The sequence below is a fragment of the Lentzea sp. NPDC004789 genome, from assembly GCF_053601075.1.
In genome coordinates this window covers 171,140-191,469 of record NZ_JBSGBE010000018.1, presented here as the reverse complement: position 1 = coordinate 191,469, position 20,330 = coordinate 171,140, and the positions used below count along the sequence as shown (strand labels likewise).

The following is a 20,330-nucleotide window of genomic DNA, read 5'->3' as shown; positions in this document are numbered from 1 at the left end:
AACTACCTCCGGACCAGGGCGCGGAGCTGCGCCGCGCCCCAGAACAGCTCCAGCACCAGGAAGACCGCCAGGACGTGGGTCTGCCCGTGCCACAACGCCCAGACGAACCACAGGCTGAACAGGGCACGTCCGGCGGTGTCGATGCCGATGAGCAACGGCTCGGGCCGCCGCCACCGGGCGATGGACCACATCACCACCACCGTGCCGAACAACGTCGCGAACAGCAGCGTCATCGGGTCGGAGGTGGGGGTGCCGAACAGGCTCAGCATCCCGGCAGCGGTCCACGGCGTGAGGAAGGCGGCGCTCGCCACCAGGTCGTACAGGGCACCTGCCCGGCCCCACCGGGCCACGTCTCGCGTCATGGCGATCACGATGGACCCTGCACCGCGGTGCAGGGTCAAGCCCGGCGGGCCCGGCGGCGGGCGAGGGCCGGCAGGAACCACATGTAGACACCGGTCCCCATCAGCACGAACAGGGGCAGCAAGGGCACGTAGGACACCCACACGACGGAGCTGTCCACCGTCAGCGCCACGGCCGTGAAGACCACCGTGGCCATGAAGAACATGCTGACCACGCGGTGGAACTGCCGGATCCGCTTGTTGCCGCTCATTTCGCCGTCCTCTCGGGTCGTTGATGTGGACAACGGTAGGAGCGCGGGGTCAGCGGTGCTTCTCGATTCCTGACCGGATGATCGCGCGGGCTTCCCCGGCGGTGAGGTTGCCGGTGAGGGTGAGGTTCGCGAGGCAGCCTCACGGCACACGCGGTGATGGTGGTGCTCGGGCTGGCCGTCGTCCGGCGGTTCGGGTGGAAGTGGTTCAAGGACTAGGGTCGCGGGTCATGCAGTTCACGTCCCCCGTACTGGTCGGCCGGAGCGAGGAGACATCGGCACTGCTGGCCGCGCTGACGCGGGCCGAGCACCAGCGCGGTGGCGCGATGTTCCTGGTGGGAGAACCGGGGATCGGCAAGTCGCGGCTGGCTTCGGAGATCGTCGGGCACGCCGGGCGGCGCGGGTTCCGCGTGCTGCGAGGGCGGGCGAGCCGGGCGGTGCCGTTGCGGGCGCTGTGCGAGGCGGTGCTGTCGGCCTTCCGCGGGGCCGGTGCGCCGGACGAGAGGCAGCTCGGCGCGTACCTGCCCGTGCTCCTGCGGATGACACCGGACGCGCCCGCCGGGGTGCCCGATCCGGCCGTGGTCAGGGCCGAGGCGGTGCTGCGGCTGCTCACGGCCGGGAAGACCCTGGTGCTGCTGGAAGACCTGCACGACGCGGACGGCGAGACGCTGGCCGTCGTGGACTACCTGCTCGACAACCTCGCGGACGCGCCCGTCCTGCTCCTGGCCACGTTGCGGCCGCATCCCGATGGCGCGCAACGACTCGCGCACGAGGCGGCCGCCAGACGGGTCGCGGGTGTGTTGCGGCTCAACGGGTTGACCGATGCCGAGGTCGCCGAGCTGGCCCGGCACTGCCTCGGTGAACCGGCGCCCGCCGATGTGCTGGCCACGCTCACCAGGATCGCCGACGGCGTGCCGTTCGTGGTCGAGGAGCTGCTCAACGGCGACCTGCAGGCCGGTGTGCCGCCCACGGTCGCCGCGGCCACCCTGCAACGGGTCGACGCGCTCGGACCCGAGTGCGTGGCGTTGCTCGAAGCCGCCGCGATCTTCGGCACCACCTTCCCGCTCGACGTCGTGGCGGCCGTCGCCGACGCCGCGGACGTGACGAAGCTGTTGCAGGACGCCGAACGCGCGCAGCTCGTCACCGGCCACCGGTTCCGGCACGCGCTGACCGCCGACGCGATCCGCGGCCGGCTGACGCCGACGGCCCGCGCCGCACTCGCCCGCACGGCGGCCAGGACGGCGGAGTCGTTGCGCCCCAACGAGTTCGAGCTCATCGCCGAGCTGTGGGCGGCGGGGGAGGACAACCGGAGAGCCGTCGGCTGCCTGGTGCGGGCCGGACGGCACGCGGCCGCGCTGGGACGGTTCGGCACCGCCGTCGAGCTGCTCGAACGCGGGCAGGCGCTGCTGGGCGACGACCCGGACCTCGCGGCGGACCTCCTGGACGCGCTCGCCGCCGTGCTGCCGCTGGCCGCGGTCGTCGTGCCGGCCGACCACGGCGCACGGGCCTTCGCGCTGGGAGAACGGCTGCAGCAGGCCCTCACCGCGTCCCGCACCACACCGCAACGCCGTGCCGCCGTGCGCCTGGCACAGGCCAGGGTCGCGGCCGTCGCGGGACAGTGGGAACGCGGGCTGGACCTGATCGCGGCGACCAAGGAGCCCAGCGCGGCCGTCGACGTCGTCAAAGCCGCGCTGCTGCTCGGACTCAACCAGCTCGACCTGCTGCCCAAGGCCCGCGAGCTGGCCGAACGCGCGGCCGCCACGGGCACCCCGGAGATCGTCTGCGAAGCCCTGGAAGTGCTCACCCGGTGCACGCGGGGCCAGGACCTGGCCGAGGCGCGGCAGCACCTCCAGCGCTGGTTGCAGGTCGCCGAACAGCACGGGCTCGCGGCGTGGCGGCTGCGGGCGTTGCTGGAGCTCGGCATCACCGACAAGTACCTGACCATCGGCGTCGACGCGCTGCTGGCGGCGAGGCGAGCGGCCGAGCACAGCGGCGCAATCGTCATGCTCGTCGCGGCCGACCTGCACCTCGGCGCGACCTGCATCGTGCGCGGCGAGTACGACGAGGCCGCGAAGTACGGCGCCAGCGCGGGAGCGGCCGCCGAGAGGCTCGGTCTGCACGCGCTGAAGGCGCTCGCGGTCGCCATCGAGGCGGGCATCGCGTCGGTGCACGGCGACCGCAAGGCGACCGACCAGGCGTTGGCGCAACTGCGCGACCACGGCGGATCCGAGGAGATCTGGTCGTACACCTCGGCGATCTGCGCGCTCATGGAGGAGCGGTACGACCGCGCGCTCGCCGAGTTCGACGAGCTGGAGAAGTCCGTCACGGAACCGCGGATCCTGCGCGGCACGTTCTACCAGGGCCCGCGGCTGCTCGTCCGGGTCGCGCACGGGCTGGCGGGCTGGCCGGAGCACGACCGGCTCGCCGAGTCCCACCTCTCCCAGGTGCGGTTGCACCGCACGTACTTCGCGTGGAGCCGCGCGATCCTGCTCGGCCGGGACGGTCAGGCCGACCGGGCGAACGAGGCCGCGCGGGAGGCGCTCGACCTCAGCACCGGCCTCGGCCTCCCGCGTCACCTGGGCCTCCGGCTCGCCGGCCCGGCCGCGCTGGCCGACGGCTGGGGCGAGCCCCTGGAGTGGTTGCGCGAGGCAGAGGAGCACTTCCACCAGCTCGGGGTCAGCGCTGTCGCCGCCGCCTGCCGCGCGGTGCTGCGCGAGGCAGGCGCACCGAAGCAACGACGGCGGCGCGACCACGACACCGTGCCCGCCGAACTGCGCAAGGCCGGCGTCACGGTGCGGGAGTTCGAGGTGCTGCGGCTCGTCGTGGAGCGGTTCGGCAACGCCGAGATCGGCGAACGGCTGTTCCTGTCCCCCCGGACGGTCGAACGGCACGTCGCCAGCCTGCGCGTCCGCACCGGTCAGGGCTCCAGGGCCGACCTCATCCGGTACGCCGGGCCACTAATTGAGGGGTCCGCCCGCATGTAGGTGCACACGAGGGCCGGAACACTCCTTCCCAGCCCGAGCGATGCCGGGCGTTCGAGAGGGGGAAGCAGGATGAGAGCGAACGGCTGGCCTGGTCCGGTGCGGCGCTGAGGCGACGGCGGCGCTGGACGCGGTGGGGTGTCCAGCGCCGCCGGAACCGATGCCGGAAACTTTCCTGGAGCGAGATGTCGATCCCGGGCATCTCCCGTTCGACGCACTGATGACAGCACGTCAGAACACCCCAAGGAGAACTCCGATGCGCACCCTGATCGCCACCGCGTTCGTCTCGCTCGACGGCGTCGTCGAAGCTCCCGGCGGCGAACCCGGCCACCGCAGCTCCGGCTGGACCTTCAAGGACATCGAGTTCGACGAGGCCGCCTACGAGATCAAGGGCCGCGAGCAGGACGAGGCCGCGGCGATGATGATGGGCCGGGTCAGCTACGAGGCGTTCTCCCCGGTGTGGCCGACGCTCGACTACTTCCCGAAGTACAACGTGATGCCGAAGTACGTCGTGTCGAGCACGCTCAAGGAGGACCAGCTCGTCGACAACTGGGGCGAGATCACGATCCTGCGCTCGCTGGACGACGTGGCCGCGCTGAAGGAGACCGAGGGCGGCCCGATCTCCGTGCACGGCAGCGCGACGCTGAACCGAAACCTGTCCGACGCGGGCCTGATCGACCGCTACCACCTGCTGGTGTTCCCGCTGCTGCTCGGCGCGGGCAAGCGGCTGTTCAGCGAGACCGACAAGGACAAGCAGATGCTGAAGCTGGTCGAGAGCGAGTCGTACTCGAACGGCATCCAGAAGCTGGTCTACGACGTCGTGCGCTGAAGCTCGCGCTCGGGCCGCTTGGCCGCAGTCAGCTGCACCAGCACGATCGCGGCGACCAGGGTCAGCGCGCCGACCAGCTGGAGCAACGACAGCGTCTGGCCGAGGAAGACGTACCCGAGCACCGTGGCCACGATCGGGCTGACGAACCCGAGGAACGACAACCCGATCGCGGGCACGCGATCCGTGCCGCGGAACCAGACCGAGTAGGCGAAGAGCGAGCCGAGCACGATCAGGTAACCGAAGCCGAGCGCGTTGGTGCCGGTGATCGAGCTCGGCAGGCCTTCGAGCAGCACCAGCGCGGGCAGCAGCACGATGCCGCCCGCGGTCAGCTGCCAGCCGGTGAACAGCAGCACGTTGACCGGGCGCTGCCACCGTTTCGTGAGCACGATCCCCGACGCCATGCACACCGCGCCGCCGATCGCCGCGAGCACGCCGACGAGATCGAGCTGCACGGTGGCTTTCAGGACCAGCAGCGCGACCCCGGCCGAAGCCGCGGCGCACGCCAGCACGTGCGGCAGGCGCACCCGGTCGCCGAGCAGCACGGCCGCGAGCACCAGCACGATCACCGGCTGGACCGAGCCGACGAGCGCCGCGACCCCGCCCGGCAGGTGGTAGGCGGCCACGAACAGCAGGAAGAAGAACGCGCCGATGTTGAGCGTGCCCAGCACCAGGGCACGCCACCACCAGATGCCCTGGGGCAGAACGCGTCCGAACGCCAGCAGGACCAGTCCCGCGGGCAACGCGCGGACCGTCGCGGCGAGCAACGGCCGGTCCGGCGGCAGCAACTGGGTGGTGACGAGGTACGTGCTGCCCCAGATCGCCGGAGCCAGCGCGGTGATCGCCGAGTCCGCCGGCAGTCGGTTGCCCTTCACGGCCGCCCCCTACCTGTCGGTGCCGAAGAACCGATCTCCGAAGTCGCCGATGCCGGGCAGCATGTAGGCGTTGTCGTTCAGGCGTTCCTCGATCGACGACGTCACGATCCGCACCCGCGGGTACCGCTCGCACACCGCCGTGATGCCCTCCGCCACCGTGATCAGGGTGATGAGGACGATGTTCTCCTCTGCCACACCCCGGTCGAGCAGGACTTGAATCGCGGCGTTGGCGGTGCCGCCGGTGGCGAGCATCGGGTCGAGCAGCAGCACGTGCCGGGACGCGACGTCGTCCGGCAGGTTCGAGTAGTAGAGCCGCGGGAGCTTGGTCACCTTGTCCCGCTGGATGAGGATCTTGCCGATCCGCACGCCCCGGCACACCGCGCGCAGCCCGGACTCCATGCTCTCGCCCGCGCGGATGACCGGGACACCGACGACCTTCTCGGCGAACCGGAGCCCGCGGTAGGTCGCGCCGGCCGGGGTGGTGACGTCGTGCGGCTCGAACGGCAGCAGGCCCAGTCCCGCTTCCACCAGCAGCCGGATGATCCGCTCGCTGTAGAAGACGAAGTCGTCGCGCGGGCAGTCCCGGTCGCGGACGATCGTGTGCAACGCGCGCAGCTGATCGGTCTGCGGCAACAGGTGGACGGTCTTCTCCAGGTACGCGTCGATCGAGGTCACGAGCACTCCCTGACGGTGGCCACGACTCCGGCGAACGAGTCGACGAGCCAGGTGGGGCCGGCGGTGAGCAGCTGGTCGACGCTGTGCACGCCGTAGGTGACGCCGATCGACGACATCCCTGCGCCGTGCGCCATCAACACGTCGTGCGTCGTGTCACCGACCATGATCGCGTTCGCCGGGGACACGCCGAGACGTTGCAGCACTACGAATCCGGACTCCGGGTCCGGCTTGGGCTTCGCGACCTGGTCGGCCCCGACGACCACGGAGAACTCCTCGCGCAGACCGGCCGCGACCAGCAACGCCTCGGCGTTCACGATGAACTTGCTGGTGGCGACGGCGAGCAGGAAACCGTCCTCCCGCAACGTCCGCAGCCCGTCGAACACGCCGGGGAACACCAGCTGCGTCGCCACCGGCAGCACGATCCTGCGGAACGTCGGCTGGTACAGCTCGACGCACCTGGCGACGACGGGCTCGTCCTGCGCGGTCCCGAGCACCTTCGCGAACGCGGCGGGCAGCGGGAGCCCGATGGTGGCGCGGATCGACGACGAGTCCACTGTGGGCAGATCGAGCTGGGCGAACACCGCGGCGAACGTCGTGACGATCCCGCGCGGGGTGTCGACGAGCGTGCCGTCCAGGTCGAAGATCACGCACCGGTTCATCGGCCGAACTCCTTCGCGTGTGCGGCCGCGAGCTCGCCCGCGACCTCGGCCGTGCTGACCAGCACCGCCGTGTTCGCCTTCGCGGAACGGCCCTCGGTCGCGCGGTCGACGGCACGCATGAGGTACTTCGTGATGGCTTGCCCTGACACGCCCTCGCGCTCGGCCCGCGCGATCGCCTCCGCGATCACCGACTCCACCTCGGTGCCGTCGATCGCGTCGGCGGCCCTGGTGGGCGTGGTGACCAGGAACGAGCCGGGGTTGCCGAGCGCCCAGTGGTACTCGATCGCGCGGGCCAGCTCCAACGGGTCGTCGACGCGGTGCGGGCTGCGCAGACCGCTGGAAACGCAGTAGAACGCCGGGAAGTCGTCGGACCGGTAGGCCACGACCGGGACGCAGTGCGTCTCCAGGAACTCCATCGTGAGCCCGAGGTCGAGGATGTTCTTCGCGCCCGCGCACACCACCGCGACCTTGGACCTGGTGAACTGGACGAGGTCCGACGAGATGTCCATCGTGCGTTCGGCGCCGCGGTGCACGCCGCCGATTCCGGCGGAGGAGAAGAACTTCAGCCCGGCCAGCTCGGCCGCGATCACCGACGACGCGACGGTCGTGGCACCCAGTCCGCCGCGCGCCAGCACGACCGGCAGGTCCCGGCTGCTGACCTTCGGGATGCCCGGCGTGGCGGCGAACCGCTCGACGTCGTGCTCTGTCAGGCCGACCAGGATCCGGCCGTTGTCGATGCCGATCGTGGCGGGAACCGAGCCGCTCGCGCGGACCGCGTCCTCGACCCGGCGGGCGGTCTCGGCGTTCTCCGGGTAGTCCAGGCCGTGCGTGATGACGTTGGACTCCAGCGCCACGACCGGTTGCCCGGCCGTGATCGCCTCCGCCACTTCCTCGCTGTACACCAGCGGAATGTTCATCTGCGCCTCAGTAGCTCGGGGTCTTGTGCAGCAGGTCCTTGCGGGCCAGGATCTCCGGCGCGTAGACCTGCTCCTGCCACGCCTGCTGGTCGACCGGCTCCAGGGCGATCGAGACGACGCCCTCGTCGCAGCCGAACGCCTTCGTGACCGCGTCGGTGATCGCCGCGACCAGCTCGGACGAGCGTTCCGCGTCGAGCGGGACGGGGAAGTGCTTGATGTTCACGTGCGGCAAGGTGTCCTCCTCCTCACGGCTGCCCGCCGGCGATGGCGAGCACGACGGCCTTGGTGACGGCCGCGATCAGCTCGGACATCTGCGCGTCGGTGAGCGTCACGGGCACGTGCCGGGCAACTGTGTTCTCGACCTCGCGCTGCTGCCGCATGGACGCCAGCAGCTCGTCGACGTCGGGCTCGTGCAGCAGGCTGTAGTGGTCGGCCCGCAGTTCGACCACGACCGGTTCGGTGACCGAGAAGCCTTCGCTGCCCTCGATGAACGAGTAGTCGTCGCCGTGGGCCTTGAAGATCGTGAGCGGCGCGGTGATCGTGCGCTCGGCCAGCTCGCTGAAGGTGTACTTGAAGGAGAACGTCTCGGTGACGATCCGGATGATCCGCCGCACGAGCTCGCTGTCGAGGTCGCGGAACTCGCCGCTGACGAACGCGGCGAAGCTGTCCTCGTCGGTCGCGACCTCCAGGCACCTCGTCAGCCGAGGGTCGGTGATGCTGCCCGCGAACACCGAGAACAGGATCGTCACGAACGCCTTGTTGTCGTACGACGCCTCGTCGCTGACCCGGTCCGCCCGCACCTTGGGAGAGCCCGGCGCGATCAGGAACAGGTTCGCGACCTCGTGACCGCTCTGTTCGAGCTGGTAGGCCGTCTCGAACGCGACCCGCGCGCCGAAGCTGTAGCCCCACAGGGTGTACGGGCCCTCCGGCTGGACCTCCCTGATCGCCTCGATGTCCGCGGCGGCCATCTCGCGGATCGTCCGGTACGGCGTCTCGCCTTCGTTGATGCCGTGCGCCTGCACGCCGTAGAACGGCCGCTCCGACCGGCCGGCGAGCGTCCGCAGGTTCATCGGGTACCCGCCCAGGCCCGGCCAGCAGAACACCGGAGCACCGCCACCGCCCGGCTGCAGCGGAACCAGCCGCGAGATCGGTCCTTCGTGGACACCGTCGACCCGGCGCGCGAGCTGCTCGATCGTCGGCGACTCGAAGACCACCTGCAGCGGCAGGCCGGTGCCGAAGTCCTTGTTGATCCGGTTGACCAGCCCGACGGCGATCAACGAGTTGCCGCCGGTCTCGAAGAAGTCGTCGTGCGTCGACACGGTCTCGCGCTTCATCAGCTTCTTCCACATCTCGCTGATGCGGCGCTCGGTGGTGGTGCGCGGCGCGACGAACGGCCGGTCCTGATCGTCCACATCGGTCTTGCCGGAGGCTTCGAGCGCCTTGACGTCGATCTTGCCGTTGGCCGTGACGGGCAGCTTGTCCAGCACCACGACCTTGTTCGGGATCATGTAGTCCGGCAGGAAGTTGACCAGGTCGTCGCGGATCAGCTCCGCGGGACCCTTCATGTGGACGACGTCCTCCTTCATGCCGGGGCTGCGGCGCTGTTCGTACGACACCTTGCCGCCCAGGAAGAAGTACGACGGTCCGGCCTCCTCGCCGATGTCCGCGAGGATGCCGTTGATGCGCTTGGCGGACGGCAGGTCGTTGTCGGACTTGGAGCTGTAGCCCGACGACATGAAGCCGAGGTCGACGTCGTTGGCGGACAACCGGTGCATGGTGCGGCCGAGGTCGACGTACTGCCGCCAGGCCTGCGGCGAACGGCTGATCGCGGTGACGCCGAAGCTCGCCCGCTCGTACACGGCCTGGTTGATGGCGATGACGTGCCTGCGCAGCACCAGCTCGTCGGACACCCGCTCGAACTCGCCGTCGCGGTAGCGGTACTGGCCGCCTGGCAGGTTCGCGACCTTGCCCGGATGCGTCTGGACGTAGACGTCGACGTCGTCCTCGCGCACCCCGTCGTACGCGCACAGCTCGAACGTGCCGAGGTAGTAGTCCTCGTCCGCGACGTCGAGCAGTTCCTTGGTGGCCGGTGTGTACCCGGCCGCCCGGACGTCGAGGCCGTAGCCGGGCAGGACCTCCTCGAAGAGCCCGACCATGTGGCCGGTCTCGATCTCCAGCACCTCCTGGACGTTGTTGAGGTACACGGACTCGATCGCGGACCGGCGGCCGATGAAGTGCAGTTTCGCCTGTGCCTCAACGCCTTCGGGCAGGGACCTGATCAGCACCAGCTGGTGGCGCAACGGGTGGTAGTAGTACAGCCCGGCCGGCAGGCCCGCGATGTGGTGCAGTTCGAGGTGCAGCTGCGTCGCGTAGAGCGAACCCGGTGAGGCGTACCCGTACTTCGGCAGCAGCCGCTGGTCGCTGAAGTGCGCGCCGAAGTAGCGCAGGATCTCGCCGAGCTCGGCGAACCGGACGGTCTTCGGGTCCTTCGACCCGGCACCGATCGGCTTGCGCTCCAGCAGCCTGGCCAGGTCGTCGTCGGTGACCTGACCGCCCTCGTAGAACCGGTACGACTTGCGCGAGAACACGACTTTCCGCTGCAGGCACGAGGCTTCCTCGCCGGGCAGCGCGAACGTCTCGCGGCCGCCGAGGTCGTCGCGCACGCCGGGGTTGGACAGCTGTGCGCGGACCTGCAGGCGGCTCGCCTTCGACTGGTGGTGTGCGCCCCCGTTGCCCTGGTCCATCAGGGCGGCTTCCTTGGGGTTCAGCTCGACGCACGCGATCAGGTTCTGAAACCCCGTCCGCGGGTCGGGCTTCACGATCACCGCGGCGTTGCGCACCCAGTCGTGCGTCTCGATGGCGAGCCGGATCTCGTCCAGCTCGACCCGGTACCCGCGCAACTTGACCTGGCTGTCCGCGCGACCGGCGAACTGCACGCTGCCGTCGGCGTTCTGCGTGACGAGGTCGCCGGTGCGGAACATGCCGTCCACGAACCGTTCCGCGGTCAGCTCCGGCTGGTGCAGGTAGCCGCGGGCGACCTGGATGCCGCCGATGTGGAGCTCACCGATCTCGCCGGGGATCACCGGTTCCCCGTTCTCGTTCAGCACCAGGTAGGTCGTGTTCGCGACCGGGCTGCCGATCGAGATCGACTTCGGTGCCTCGCCGAGCTGCGCGGGATCGACCGCGAAGGACGACGAGTTGATCGTCGTTTCCGTTGGCCCGTAGAGGTTGATGAGCCCGACACCCGGCATCGTCGCGACGAAGCTCTGGGCCAGCGTGCGGGACAACGCCTCGCCACCGCTGAACACGTGCCGCAGCGACGTGACCGTGTGGAACTCCTCGGTGTCGATCAACGCCTGCAGCAGCGTCGGCACGCACTGCAACGTCGTGACGCCGTGCTCGCGCATGGTCTCGATGAGCATCTCCGGGTCGCGGTAGATGCCGGGACGGCCCATCACCACGGTGCTGCCGACCGCGGGTGCCAGGATCTCCCACTGCGCCGCGTCGAAGCTCATCGGCGTCTTCTGCACCACGCGCTTCGTGCCGTCGATGGCGTGCGCGTCGTGCAGCCACAGCATCTGGTTCACGATGCTGCGGTGCTCGATCATCACGCCCTTGGGACGGCCGGTGCTGCCCGAGGTGTAGATGATGTAGGCGAGGCTGTCGTGCGCGGGCGAGAAGCCGTCGTCGAACGCCTCGTCGCAGTCGTCCAGCGTGACGACCCGGACGCCGCTCGGCACCAGTTCGAGCAGCCGGGCCTTGAGCGCGGGCTGCGTCACCACCACCTCGGTGCGCGAGTCCTCGATCATGTACCGGAGCCGCTCCTCCGGGTACTCCGGGCTCAGCGGCAGGTAAGCGCCGCCGCTGCAGAGGATTCCCCACGCGCCGGCCACGAGGTCGAGTGACGGTTCCACGAACATGCCGACGCAGTCGTCCGCGGTGACGCCGAGTCTCCGCAGGTGCGTGGCCAGTGCCGAACTCTGCTCGAAGAGTTCGCCGTAGGTGATGGTCTCCTCGCCGAAGACGACGGCCGTGCGGTCGGGGTGCTCCTCGACCTGCTTGCGCAACAGGTCCGGGAGGCAGCCGCCGTCCACTGCAGCTTCGTGCGACATCTCAGAGGTCCCCCAAGCGGTCGGCGGGCATTTGGTTGAAGAACGTACGTTCGTCGCCTCGAAACCCGCTGGAGCACAACCGCTTGCGGACCGGTCAGCCTCGCAGCACTTCGACCAGAACCCGCGGCAGCTCGATGGTGCCGTGGCCCTCGGTGGAGACGGTGGCGTAGACGACGCCACCGCTGCACACCATCTCGCCGTCGCGCCGGAACGCGAAGCCGAGCGTGAAGCTCTTGCCGCCGATCCGCGAGGTGCTGATCAGCACCTCGACGGCGTCCCGCGGCCGGATGCCCGCGTCGAAGTCCAGATCCAGGTGCACGGCGTGGATGTCGAAACCCAGGCCCGGCCAGTCGCGGTGCGGCAGACCGCGGTCGGCGAAGAAGGCGTCGACCGCCTCGGCCACGTGTCCCAGGTACCACATGTAGAACATGACGCCCTGGCCGTCGATCTCGTGGTACCGAGGCGTGAACGTGTAGGTCACCGCATCGCCTGCCCGACCGGCGGGATCACCGAGACCATCGACGCGGCCAGCCACAGCATCAACGCCACGCCCGGCATGATGATGAACGTGCCGCCGTGGTTGATCGTCAGCCGGATCACCGCGAAGACGTAGTAGATCGACACGAGGAACCCGAGCCCGGCGAGCAGCCAGCGCGCGAACCCGAGGCGGGCGAGCAACAGCGCGGTGAACAGCAGCACCACACCACCCGCGATGTAGGTGGCGACGATGGCCGCGTCCCCGTTGCCGACGACGCCGCGCCCGAACGCCAGTCCGAGCAACGCGACGGCGGCCTCCGGGGTCTGCCGGACGCCCTTGCCGTCCTCGGAGTTCAGTCCCGCCAGGACGAAGCACAGCACGGACACCAGCAACCACAGCGCGCCGGCGAAGTACGCGGGCGCGACACTCGGCCGCGGCGCCCAGTTCGGTGGAGGCGGCTGCGGTGGCCAACCCTGATTCGGATGCACGGCCTTCACCATACGAGCCGAAGGGTGATCAACGGTGCCGGTTCACCCAGTTCGGTTCAGCGGCGATCATCCACTTCGGACGGCGGCGAGCGCTATGCCGGTCAGCCGCGCCAGTTCGGCGAGATCGTCGCCGCCCTGGTCGAGCCAGGCGGTGGTGGCCGCGTCGAGGCACGCCAGCGCGGTGGCCACGATCGCCTCGCCGACCAGGCCGGGTGGCGCGTCACCGGTGCCGACGCGCCGTTCCACCTCCGGTGCCAGAACCTGTTGCCAGCGCAGGTGTTTCTCGAGGTGCGCGGCCCGCAGCGCCGGGCTCGACGTGACCAGGCGCCCGATCGCGGCACCGCGTTCCGGGTTCACCAGCGTGCTGAGCACCCCGAACGCGTGCCGCAGCGCGTCCCAGATCGGCTCGTCGTCCGGGCGTGCGCGCAACGCCTCCAGGATCACCGGGCCCTGCTCGGCCAGGTCGCCGAAGACGATGTCCTCCTTCGTGCCGAAGTAGCGGAAGAAGGAGCGGCGCGAGATCCCGGCCGCGGCCACCACCTGGTCGACGGTCGTCTCCTCGAAGCCGTGTTCGAGGAACAACGCGAGCGCGGCGTCCACGACCTCCTCCTGGACGCGGCGGCGGGTGCGGTCCCACAGGCGATCTGACACGTCCTCCACCTTAGTGCCACCTCGACCCTTGGCGTCTCGCGGACACTTGATGCTAACTTGGCACTCGATGCCAAGGAGGACCGAAGTGACAATCGACTACCGGGGCGCACGCATCCTGATCACCGGCGCCAGTGCGGGCATCGGTGCCCAGTTCGCCAGGGAGCTCGCCGGAAGAGGCGCTGACCTGGTCCTAGTAGCTCGCCGGACGGAACGGCTCGAAGCGCTCGGGGCCGAGCTGGCGGGTGTCGACGTGACGGTGCTGCCGTGCGACCTCACCGAACCGGGAGCCGTCGCCGGGCTCGCCGCGCAGCTGCGCCGTCGCGGCCTCAAGCTCACCGGGCTGATCAACAACGCGGGTTTCGGCACGTTCGGGCCGTTCGCGACGGAAGACGCGGAGACGCTGCGCACCGAGATCGCGCTCGACGTCTCGGCCGTGGTGGAGCTGACGAGGACGTTCCTCGACGAGCTGGTGGCGTCCGGGCGCGGGGTGCTGGTCAACGTCGCGAGCATGGCCGCGTACCAGCCCGTTCCGCGGATGGCCGTCTACGGCGCGGCCAAGGCGTTCGTGCTGAGCTTCACCGAGGCGTTGTGGCAGGAGCACCGCCGCACCGGCCTGCGGGTGCTCGCCCTCTCGCCCGGCGCGACCAGCACCGAGTTCTTCGACGTCGCGGGACCGCAGGCCGCCGGGGGAGCGCGGCTGCACACTCCGGAGCTCGTGGTCCGGACGGCGTTGCGCACGCTGGACCGGCGCAACCCGCCGCCGAGCATCGCCGTCGGCAGGGCGAACCGGACGATGGTCGCCGTGTCCCGGCTGGCGAGCAGGCGTCAGGCGGTGCGGGCCATGGGCGCCATGACGGGACGATGAGCGCTACGAGTGTTTGCGGTCGGTGTGGCCCAACGAACGTTCCGGCGCCACCCGGTCGCGCACCAGCTGCTTGAGCACGGCGAGGTCGGGGAAGCCGTCCTGCTCCTTGCGCGACCACACGGTCTCGCCGTCCAGCCGCACGTCGAACACGCCACCGGTGCCGGGGATCAGCGCGACCTCGCCCAGCTCGGTCGTGAACGTGGTCAGCAGCTCCTGCGCGGTCCAGCCGGCTCGCAGCAACCACCGGCACTGGGTGCAGTACTCGATCTCCAGCCGCGGCGTTCTCATGCCTGAGTAGTAGCAGAGGTCCCGGCACGGGTCGCGTCGGTGCCCCAGTTCGCGAGCAGCTGCAGCGCCTCGGCCGACGGGCTGCCGGGCTCGGCGTGGTACGTGCTCAGGAACAGGTCCGGCTCGCTGGGCATCTTCAGCGTCTCGTACGACAGCGTCATCTCACCCACGAGCGGGTGCCGCAGCACCTTGGTGCCGAAGCTCTTCTCCTTGACGTCGTGCTTGGCCCACAGCTGCCGGAACAGCTCGCTCTTCACCGACAGCTCGCCGATCAACGAGGCCAGCTCCGGGTCGTTCGGGAAGCAGCCCGCGTCCATCCGCAGGAACCCGACGACGTCGGCGGCCTTGCTCTCCCAGTTGACGAAGAGGGCCCGGTACTCCGGGCGCAGGAAGATGAACCTCGCCCAGTTCCGGTCGCGCGGTTCCAGCGCGCCCCAGTCGCCGAACAACGCCGCGGCCATCGAGTTCCACGCGAGGACGTCCGAACGTCGTCCGCCGATGTACGCGGGCACGGAGATGCCGTCGAGCAGGTGGGTCAACGCCGGCCGCACCTGCGAGCGCACCGTCTTCTTCTTGCCGCTGGTCGGGCAGTGCGTGAGGTTGCGCAGGTAGGTGTGTTCGGCGTCGTTGAGCTGCAACGCGCGCGCGATCGAGTCGAGCACCTCCGCGGACACGTTGCGCGCGTTGCCCTGCTCAAGACGCGTGTAGTAGGCGACGGAGACGCCCGCGAGCTGCGCCAGCTCCTCGCGGCGCAGGCCGGGTACGCGGCGGGTCCTGCCGTAACGGGGCAGGCCGAGGTCGTCGGGGGACAGCCGCGCTCGACGGCTGCGCAGGAACTCGCTCAGCTCGGTGCGCGGATCGGTCATGGTCCCGAGTATCCCCGGACCGGCCACGACGTGCCTGCTACTGCCAGTGGTAGGCACGGCAGTCGTACGAAAACCAGGTGTCTGGGTGGGTGCCCGCGGTCCCGGCACTGTTCTCGGTGACACGACGAAACCGAGGAGAGAACCAGATGAGCACCGTCGCTGCCTACGCCGCTCCCGCACCCAAGGCACCGCTGGAGCGCACCACCATCGAGCGTCGCGCGGTCGGCGCGCACGACGTTCTGATCGACATCAAGTACGCGGGCATCTGCCACTCCGACATCCACCAGGTCAACGAGGGCTGGGGCCAGGGGATCTTCCCGATGGTGCCCGGACACGAGATCGCCGGTGTGGTCGTCGAGGTCGGCGCCGAGGTCACCAGGTTCGCCGTCGGCGAGCACGTCGGGGTCGGCTGCATGGTCGACTCCTGCCGCGAGTGCGACTACTGCCTGCGCGGCCTTGAGCAGTACTGCGCGAACGGCAGCACGATGACCTACAACGGCATCGGCCGCGACGGCGAGGTCACCTACGGCGGCTACTCGAAGCAGATCGTGGTGGACGAGAACTACGTCGTGCGGATCCCGGACTCGCTCCCGCTGGACGTGGCGGCGCCGTTGCTGTGCGCGGGCATCACGCTGTACTCGCCGTTGAAGCACTGGAACGTCGGCCCCGGCAAGAAGGTCGCGATCGTCGGCCTCGGCGGGCTCGGCCACATGGGCGTCAAGATCGCCCGTGCGCTCGGCGCCGAGGTGACCGTGCTGTCGCAGTCGTTGCGCAAGAAGGACGACGGTCTCGCGCTCGGCGCCCACGACTACCGCGCCACCAACGACCCGGCGACGTTCTCCGAGCTGGCGGGCAAGTTCGACGTGATCGTGTCCACGGTGTCCGCGCCGCTCGACTTCAGCGCCTACCTCGGGCTGCTGAGGACCGAGGGCGCGCTGGTCAACGTCGGCGCGCCGGAGGAGCCGGTCTCGGTGAACCTGTTCGGGCTGCTCGGCGGCCGCAAGACGATCGCCGGCTCGATGATCGGCGGCATCGCGGAGACCCAGGAGATGCTGGACTTCTGCGCCGAGCACGGCCTGGGCGCGGAGATCGAGCTGATCGGCGCCGACCAGATCAACGTCGCCTACGACCGGGTGCAGTCGAGCGACGTGCGGTACCGGTTCGTGATCGACACCGCGACCATCTGATCAGCCGGGCGCGCACGGCATCCCGGACGCGTGGGCCTTGACCGCCCCGGCGATCACCGAGTCGAGCTGCAGGAGCGTCTCCTGCAGCTCGTCGATCTGCCGGATCACCGACGACCGGTGCTCCCGCAGTTTCGCCAGCACCTCCGGTGACGCCACCCCGGTGGCGAGGCACGGCAGCATCTCCAGGATCGACGCGCTGGAGATGCCGGCGGCGTAGAGCTGCTGGATCGTCCGCACCCGGTCGACGGCCTTGTCGCCGTAGTGCCGTTGCCCGCCCTCACTGCGTTCGGACGCGAGAAGCCCCTGCTCCTCGTAGTAGCGCAACGCGCGCACGCTCACGCCCGTCTTCGTCGCCAACTCGCCGATGCGCATGAGACCTCCGCCACAAAAGCTATCTCTGACGTCAGCGTCAGGTTTCTAGCGTAGTCCTCATGCTCCTCACCAGCTACCGACTCGGAAACCTGACCCTGCCGAACCGTCTCGTGATGGCGCCGATGACACGCGCACGAGCCGTGGACGGCAAGCCGACCGCAGCGACGGCCACCTACTACGCCCAACGCGCCACGGCCGGGTTGATCGTCACCGAAGGCGTGCACCCCAACGCGGTCGGCCAGGCCGGTCCGTTCATGCCCGGCGTCCACACCGCGGAGCAGGTCGAGGCCTGGCGCGTCGTCACGGACGCCGTGCACGCCAACGGCGGCCGGATCTTCGCCCAGCTCATGCACGGCGGCCGCATCGGCCACCCCGAGGTCGCCGGCCACCACCCCGTCGGCCCGTCGGCGATCGCGGCCAGGAGCGAGGTCTTCACCGCGGCCGGCGTGGTGCCCGCGCCGGTGCCTCGCGCGCTGTCCTCCACCGAGGCCGGGGAGCAGGCGCGGGCGTTCGGTGACGCGGCCCGCTGCGCGGTCGAGGCCGGGTTCGACGGGGTCGAGCTGCACGGCGCCAACGGGTACCTGATCCAGCAGTTCCTGTCCTCCAACGCGAACCAGCGTGAAGACGTGTACGGCGGCTCGATCACCGGCCGCATCCGGTTCGCCGTCGAGGCGGCCGAGGCGGCGGTGGAAGCCATCGGCTCCGACCGCGTCGGCATCCGGCTCTCACCCGGTGGCCAGGTCCAGGACATCGTCGAGGAGGACGTGCCTTCGCTCTACGGTGAGCTGCTGAAAGCGTTGCCGGACATGGCTTACGTCCACGTGCTCGCGACCGCGGACGACGAGGTGCTGATGGGGTTGCGCAAGGCGTGGCCGACCGCGTTCATCCTCAACCCCGGCGGCCAGATCGGCCCGCACGAGGGCACGCGCGAGCAGGGGGAGCGCTGGCTCGCCAACGGCGCCGACCTGATCAGCTACGGCCGTGCCTACCTCGGCAACCCAGACCTGGTCGAACGGTTCCGGCTCGGGCTGCCGCTCGTGGACGCCGGCCGGGAGACGTGGTTCCAGACCGAGGCCGGGTACGTCGACTACCCCAGCTATCAGCACTGAAGCGCGCGCATGAGGTGGTCGACGAGCCGTTCGAGGTAGTCGGGCTCGACGGCGGCCCGGCGCACGGACAGCCGCCAGTAGACGGGCGCGGCGACCAGGTCGAGCGCGATCTCGACGTCGAAGTCCTTTGGCAGCTCACCACGTTCGACCGCCCGCTGCAGCGTCACGGCGCCCAGTGCGCGGCGCGGTTCGCCGATCGTGGCCGCGATCGCCTCGGCCAGTGCCGGACTGCGGACCGCCTCGGCCGTGAGGTCCGGCAGGATCGTCGCGAACCGCGGGTGGGTCAGCCAGTCGTGCACCGCCGTGACGGTCGCCAGCAGGTCGCCCCGCAGCGATCCGGTGTCCGGAACTTCGGCCAGTGGCACGGAGAACTCCGACAGCGCCGCGACCACCATGTCCTGTTTGGACGGCCAGCGCCGGTACAGCGCGCTCTTGCCGACCTCGGCGCGTTTGGCGACGGCTTCCATCGACAGCCGGCCGTACCCGTGCTCGGCGAGCTCGTCGAGCACGGCCTCGGTGATCGCCTGGGTGACCTGGGGCTGCAGCACGGCGGCGCCGGTCGGGGTGCGCTTGGTCATGACGCACATCATAGGACTGGACGAGACGGTCCCGTCCCGCCTAACGTGGTGGACGGGACGGTACCGTATCGTCCATTTCTTGGAGGAGTCATGACACTCGTCGCACGGGCGTTGCAACTGCTGTTGGACAAGGACATGGCCGGGTTCGCGGGCCTGTGGGCCGTCGACGGCGTGATGGAGTTCCCGTTCGCCCCGCCCGGCTACCCGGCGCGGCTGGAGGGCCGCGCCGCGATCGCGGACTACCTGCGCGACTACCCGAAGACGCTCGACATCCAGGGCTTTCCGCGGCAGGTCGTGCATCAGTCGACCGACCCGGACGTCGTCGTGGTCGAGTTCGACGCGGAGGGGACCGTGGTGCCGACGGGGAGGCCGTACCGGTTCTCCTACATCGCGGTGATCACGACCCGCGACGGCGAGATCGTCTCGTACCGCGACTACTGGAACCCGCTCTACGTGCGGGAGCTGTCGTGACCGCGCTCGTCATCGGCGGCACCGGCACGACCGGCCGCCTGCTCGCCCCGCTGCTGCCCGGCGCCCGCCTCGGCACCAGGAAACCGGTGCGCGCCAACCACGTCCGGTTCGACTGGGACGTCCCGGCGACGTTCGAGGCCGCGCTGGACGGCGTCGACCGCGTGTACCTCATCCCGCCGATCGGAGTTGCCGAGCCGGCCCCGGTGGTCGAGTCTTTCCTCGCTCGGGCGCGGCTCGTGCGGCGAGTGGTGCTGCTGAGCTCGTCCGCGGTCCGGGAGAGCGCCACGGGGATGGGCGCTCTCCCGGCGCTGGTGCGGGCGATGCCGGAGTGGGCCGTGCTGCGGCCGTCGTGGTTCATGCAGAACTTCACCGGCGACCACCCCGTCGCGGCCGGTGTGCGCGCCGGCGAGATCGTCACCGCCACCGGTGCGGGCAGGGTCGCGTTCGTCGACGCCGCCGACATCGCCGCCGTGGCCGCACGGGCACTGCTGGACCCGGTGCCGCACAACGCGGATCACGTGCTCACCGGACCGGAGGCGCTCAGCTACGCCGACGCCGCCGCGATCATCACGGAGGTCACGGGGAGGCCCGTGCGGCACCGCTCGGTCAGCACCGCGGAGATGACCGAGCTGCTGGCCGGGCACCTGCCGCGGGAGTTCGCCGTGCTGCTGGCCCAGCTCGACGAGGACATCCGGGGTGGTGCGGAAGACCGGGTCACCACGACCGTGCAGGACGTGACGGGCAGGCCGGCCCGGTCGTTGCGCGAGTTCCTCAGCTGAACGTCCAGCGCGTGGCCCCACCCGGTGCCGCGGTCGCCACGGCGTGGGCGGACCGCAGCGAGATCCGGTAGACGTACCAGGGCGGCGGGCCACCGCTCGGCGCGGTGAAGGGCGCGGTGAACGTCTGGCCCTCGCGTTCGGCCGGCCACCCGGACTCGCGGTACCTCGCCGCCACCCGGTCCAAAGTGGACTCGTCGGTGACGCGGTGCGCGTCGCCCTCCAGCACGAGGTCGAGGCCGGTGAGCCGCACGGACACCGTGCAGGCGGGGTTCTCCGCGAGGTTGCGCGACTTGCGGGTGCCCGGCCCGCTCACGAAGTACAGGGTGTCCTCGAACCAGACGGCACCGATGCCCACCGAGTGCGGCCGCCCGTCCGGTCGCACGGTGTTCAGGAAGAACGGCACGTCCGAGGTGGCGGACTCGGTGGCGAGCAGGTCGCGCGCCTGCGTCCACGGCAGGGCGGCGTTGCCGTACTGGTCGAGGTTGCGGGTCTTCGTCGTTGAGTTCGTCATGCTCCTGCGTCGAACGAGCGCACGCGTTTTCGACA

23 protein-coding genes are annotated in these 20,330 nt (G+C 70.1%); 7 read left to right on the top strand and 16 right to left on the bottom strand.

Annotation, left to right across the window (positions count from 1 at the left end):
- Window positions 1–2 precede the first annotated feature (2 nt).
- The gene (locus ACWEIJ_RS34245; protein ID WP_355437354.1) at window positions 3–362 is read right to left on the bottom strand and encodes a hypothetical protein; all 360 of its coding nucleotides are present in this window, start codon (window positions 360–362) and stop codon (window positions 3–5) included.
- A gap of 35 nt (window positions 363–397) precedes the next feature.
- A complete protein-coding gene (locus ACWEIJ_RS34240; protein ID WP_355437356.1) occupies window positions 398–610 on the bottom strand; it encodes a hypothetical protein in 213 nt (70 codons plus the stop codon).
- Window positions 611–837: 227 nt separating this feature from the next.
- Between ACWEIJ_RS34240 and ACWEIJ_RS34235 the strand changes: the two genes are divergently transcribed.
- The gene (locus ACWEIJ_RS34235; protein ID WP_449841372.1) at window positions 838–3,591 is read left to right on the top strand and encodes an ATP-binding protein; all 2,754 of its coding nucleotides are present in this window, start codon (window positions 838–840) and stop codon (window positions 3,589–3,591) included.
- A 253-nt stretch (window positions 3,592–3,844) separates the two neighbouring features.
- Window positions 3,845–4,417: a dihydrofolate reductase family protein gene (locus ACWEIJ_RS34230; RefSeq protein ID WP_449841371.1), complete on the top strand. Its 573-nt coding sequence runs from the start codon at window positions 3,845–3,847 to the stop codon at window positions 4,415–4,417.
- On the opposite strand, the gene ACWEIJ_RS34225 is transcribed toward ACWEIJ_RS34230, so the two are convergent.
- The 9 genes from ACWEIJ_RS34225 to ACWEIJ_RS34185 form a co-directional block, all read right to left on the bottom strand.
- The gene (locus tag ACWEIJ_RS34225) at window positions 4,399–5,289 is read right to left on the bottom strand and encodes an EamA family transporter (protein WP_449841370.1); all 891 of its coding nucleotides are present in this window, start codon (window positions 5,287–5,289) and stop codon (window positions 4,399–4,401) included. The two genes, ACWEIJ_RS34230 and ACWEIJ_RS34225, sit on opposite strands and share 19 nt — an antisense overlap.
- A 9-nt stretch (window positions 5,290–5,298) precedes the next feature.
- Window positions 5,299–5,964, bottom strand: coding sequence for a uracil phosphoribosyltransferase (gene upp, locus ACWEIJ_RS34220; RefSeq protein WP_449841369.1), 666 nt, complete (start codon window positions 5,962–5,964; stop codon window positions 5,299–5,301).
- On the bottom strand, window positions 5,961–6,623 hold the full coding sequence (locus ACWEIJ_RS34215) for an HAD family hydrolase (protein ID WP_449841368.1): 663 nt from the start codon (window positions 6,621–6,623) through the stop codon (window positions 5,961–5,963). Before ACWEIJ_RS34215 ends, upp begins: the two co-directional genes overlap by 4 nt.
- The gene (locus ACWEIJ_RS34210) at window positions 6,620–7,540 is read right to left on the bottom strand and encodes a pseudouridine-5'-phosphate glycosidase (RefSeq protein ID WP_449841367.1); all 921 of its coding nucleotides are present in this window, start codon (window positions 7,538–7,540) and stop codon (window positions 6,620–6,622) included. The genes ACWEIJ_RS34215 and ACWEIJ_RS34210 overlap by 4 nt, the downstream gene beginning before the upstream one ends.
- A gap of 7 nt (window positions 7,541–7,547) precedes the next feature.
- The gene (locus tag ACWEIJ_RS34205; protein ID WP_449841366.1) at window positions 7,548–7,763 is read right to left on the bottom strand and encodes a hypothetical protein; all 216 of its coding nucleotides are present in this window, start codon (window positions 7,761–7,763) and stop codon (window positions 7,548–7,550) included.
- Between the two features lie 22 nt (window positions 7,764–7,785).
- The gene (locus ACWEIJ_RS34200) at window positions 7,786–11,652 is read right to left on the bottom strand and encodes an amino acid adenylation domain-containing protein (RefSeq protein ID WP_449841365.1); all 3,867 of its coding nucleotides are present in this window, start codon (window positions 11,650–11,652) and stop codon (window positions 7,786–7,788) included.
- A gap of 94 nt (window positions 11,653–11,746) precedes the next feature.
- Window positions 11,747–12,133 (bottom strand): acyl-CoA thioesterase, encoded by a 387-nt coding sequence (locus ACWEIJ_RS34195; protein ID WP_449841364.1) that lies wholly within the window; start codon window positions 12,131–12,133, stop codon window positions 11,747–11,749.
- Window positions 12,130–12,618, bottom strand: a complete 489-nt coding sequence (locus ACWEIJ_RS34190; protein WP_449841363.1) for a hypothetical protein — start codon at window positions 12,616–12,618, stop codon at window positions 12,130–12,132. Before ACWEIJ_RS34190 ends, ACWEIJ_RS34195 begins: the two co-directional genes overlap by 4 nt.
- Before the next feature lie 66 nt (window positions 12,619–12,684).
- On the bottom strand, window positions 12,685–13,269 hold the full coding sequence (locus tag ACWEIJ_RS34185; RefSeq protein WP_449841362.1) for a TetR/AcrR family transcriptional regulator: 585 nt from the start codon (window positions 13,267–13,269) through the stop codon (window positions 12,685–12,687).
- 85 nt (window positions 13,270–13,354) lie between these two features.
- Between ACWEIJ_RS34185 and ACWEIJ_RS34180 the strand changes: the two genes are divergently transcribed.
- Window positions 13,355–14,134, top strand: a complete 780-nt coding sequence (locus ACWEIJ_RS34180) for an SDR family NAD(P)-dependent oxidoreductase (RefSeq protein ID WP_449841361.1) — start codon at window positions 13,355–13,357, stop codon at window positions 14,132–14,134.
- 3 nt (window positions 14,135–14,137) lie between these two features.
- On the opposite strand, the gene ACWEIJ_RS34175 is transcribed toward ACWEIJ_RS34180, so the two are convergent.
- Together ACWEIJ_RS34175 and ACWEIJ_RS34170 are read right to left on the bottom strand one after the other, a co-directional pair.
- The gene (locus ACWEIJ_RS34175) at window positions 14,138–14,422 is read right to left on the bottom strand and encodes a SelT/SelW/SelH family protein (RefSeq protein WP_112265552.1); all 285 of its coding nucleotides are present in this window, start codon (window positions 14,420–14,422) and stop codon (window positions 14,138–14,140) included.
- Window positions 14,419–15,288 carry a helix-turn-helix domain-containing protein gene (locus ACWEIJ_RS34170; RefSeq protein ID WP_449841360.1) on the bottom strand — a complete coding sequence of 290 codons (870 nt, stop codon included), beginning with the start codon at window positions 15,286–15,288 and terminating at the stop codon, window positions 14,419–14,421. The genes ACWEIJ_RS34175 and ACWEIJ_RS34170 overlap by 4 nt, the downstream gene beginning before the upstream one ends.
- A gap of 146 nt (window positions 15,289–15,434) precedes the next feature.
- Between ACWEIJ_RS34170 and ACWEIJ_RS34165 the strand changes: the two genes are divergently transcribed.
- Window positions 15,435–16,475 carry an NAD(P)-dependent alcohol dehydrogenase gene (locus tag ACWEIJ_RS34165; RefSeq protein ID WP_449841359.1) on the top strand — a complete coding sequence of 347 codons (1,041 nt, stop codon included), beginning with the start codon at window positions 15,435–15,437 and terminating at the stop codon, window positions 16,473–16,475.
- Here ACWEIJ_RS34165 and ACWEIJ_RS34160 read toward each other — a convergent pair whose 3' ends face one another.
- Window positions 16,476–16,847 (bottom strand): MerR family transcriptional regulator, encoded by a 372-nt coding sequence (locus tag ACWEIJ_RS34160; RefSeq protein ID WP_449841358.1) that lies wholly within the window; start codon window positions 16,845–16,847, stop codon window positions 16,476–16,478.
- Between the two features lie 59 nt (window positions 16,848–16,906).
- Here ACWEIJ_RS34160 and ACWEIJ_RS34155 point away from each other — a divergent pair, with 59 nt between their 5' ends.
- The gene (locus ACWEIJ_RS34155; RefSeq protein WP_449841357.1) at window positions 16,907–17,956 is read left to right on the top strand and encodes an alkene reductase; all 1,050 of its coding nucleotides are present in this window, start codon (window positions 16,907–16,909) and stop codon (window positions 17,954–17,956) included.
- Here the strand turns inward: ACWEIJ_RS34155 and ACWEIJ_RS34150 are convergent.
- A complete protein-coding gene (locus tag ACWEIJ_RS34150) occupies window positions 17,947–18,534 on the bottom strand; it encodes a TetR/AcrR family transcriptional regulator (RefSeq protein WP_449841356.1) in 588 nt (195 codons plus the stop codon). The two genes, ACWEIJ_RS34155 and ACWEIJ_RS34150, sit on opposite strands and share 10 nt — an antisense overlap.
- Before the next feature lie 90 nt (window positions 18,535–18,624).
- Between ACWEIJ_RS34150 and ACWEIJ_RS34145 the strand changes: the two genes are divergently transcribed.
- Window positions 18,625–19,005 (top strand): nuclear transport factor 2 family protein, encoded by a 381-nt coding sequence (locus ACWEIJ_RS34145; protein WP_449841355.1) that lies wholly within the window; start codon window positions 18,625–18,627, stop codon window positions 19,003–19,005.
- Window positions 19,002–19,784 carry an ergot alkaloid biosynthesis protein gene (locus ACWEIJ_RS34140; RefSeq protein WP_449841354.1) on the top strand — a complete coding sequence of 261 codons (783 nt, stop codon included), beginning with the start codon at window positions 19,002–19,004 and terminating at the stop codon, window positions 19,782–19,784. The genes ACWEIJ_RS34145 and ACWEIJ_RS34140 overlap by 4 nt, the downstream gene beginning before the upstream one ends.
- Here the strand turns inward: ACWEIJ_RS34140 and ACWEIJ_RS34135 are convergent.
- Window positions 19,777–20,295, bottom strand: coding sequence for a pyridoxamine 5'-phosphate oxidase family protein (locus tag ACWEIJ_RS34135; protein ID WP_449841353.1), 519 nt, complete (start codon window positions 20,293–20,295; stop codon window positions 19,777–19,779). The two genes, ACWEIJ_RS34140 and ACWEIJ_RS34135, sit on opposite strands and share 8 nt — an antisense overlap.
- Window positions 20,296–20,330: the final 35 nt, after the last annotated feature.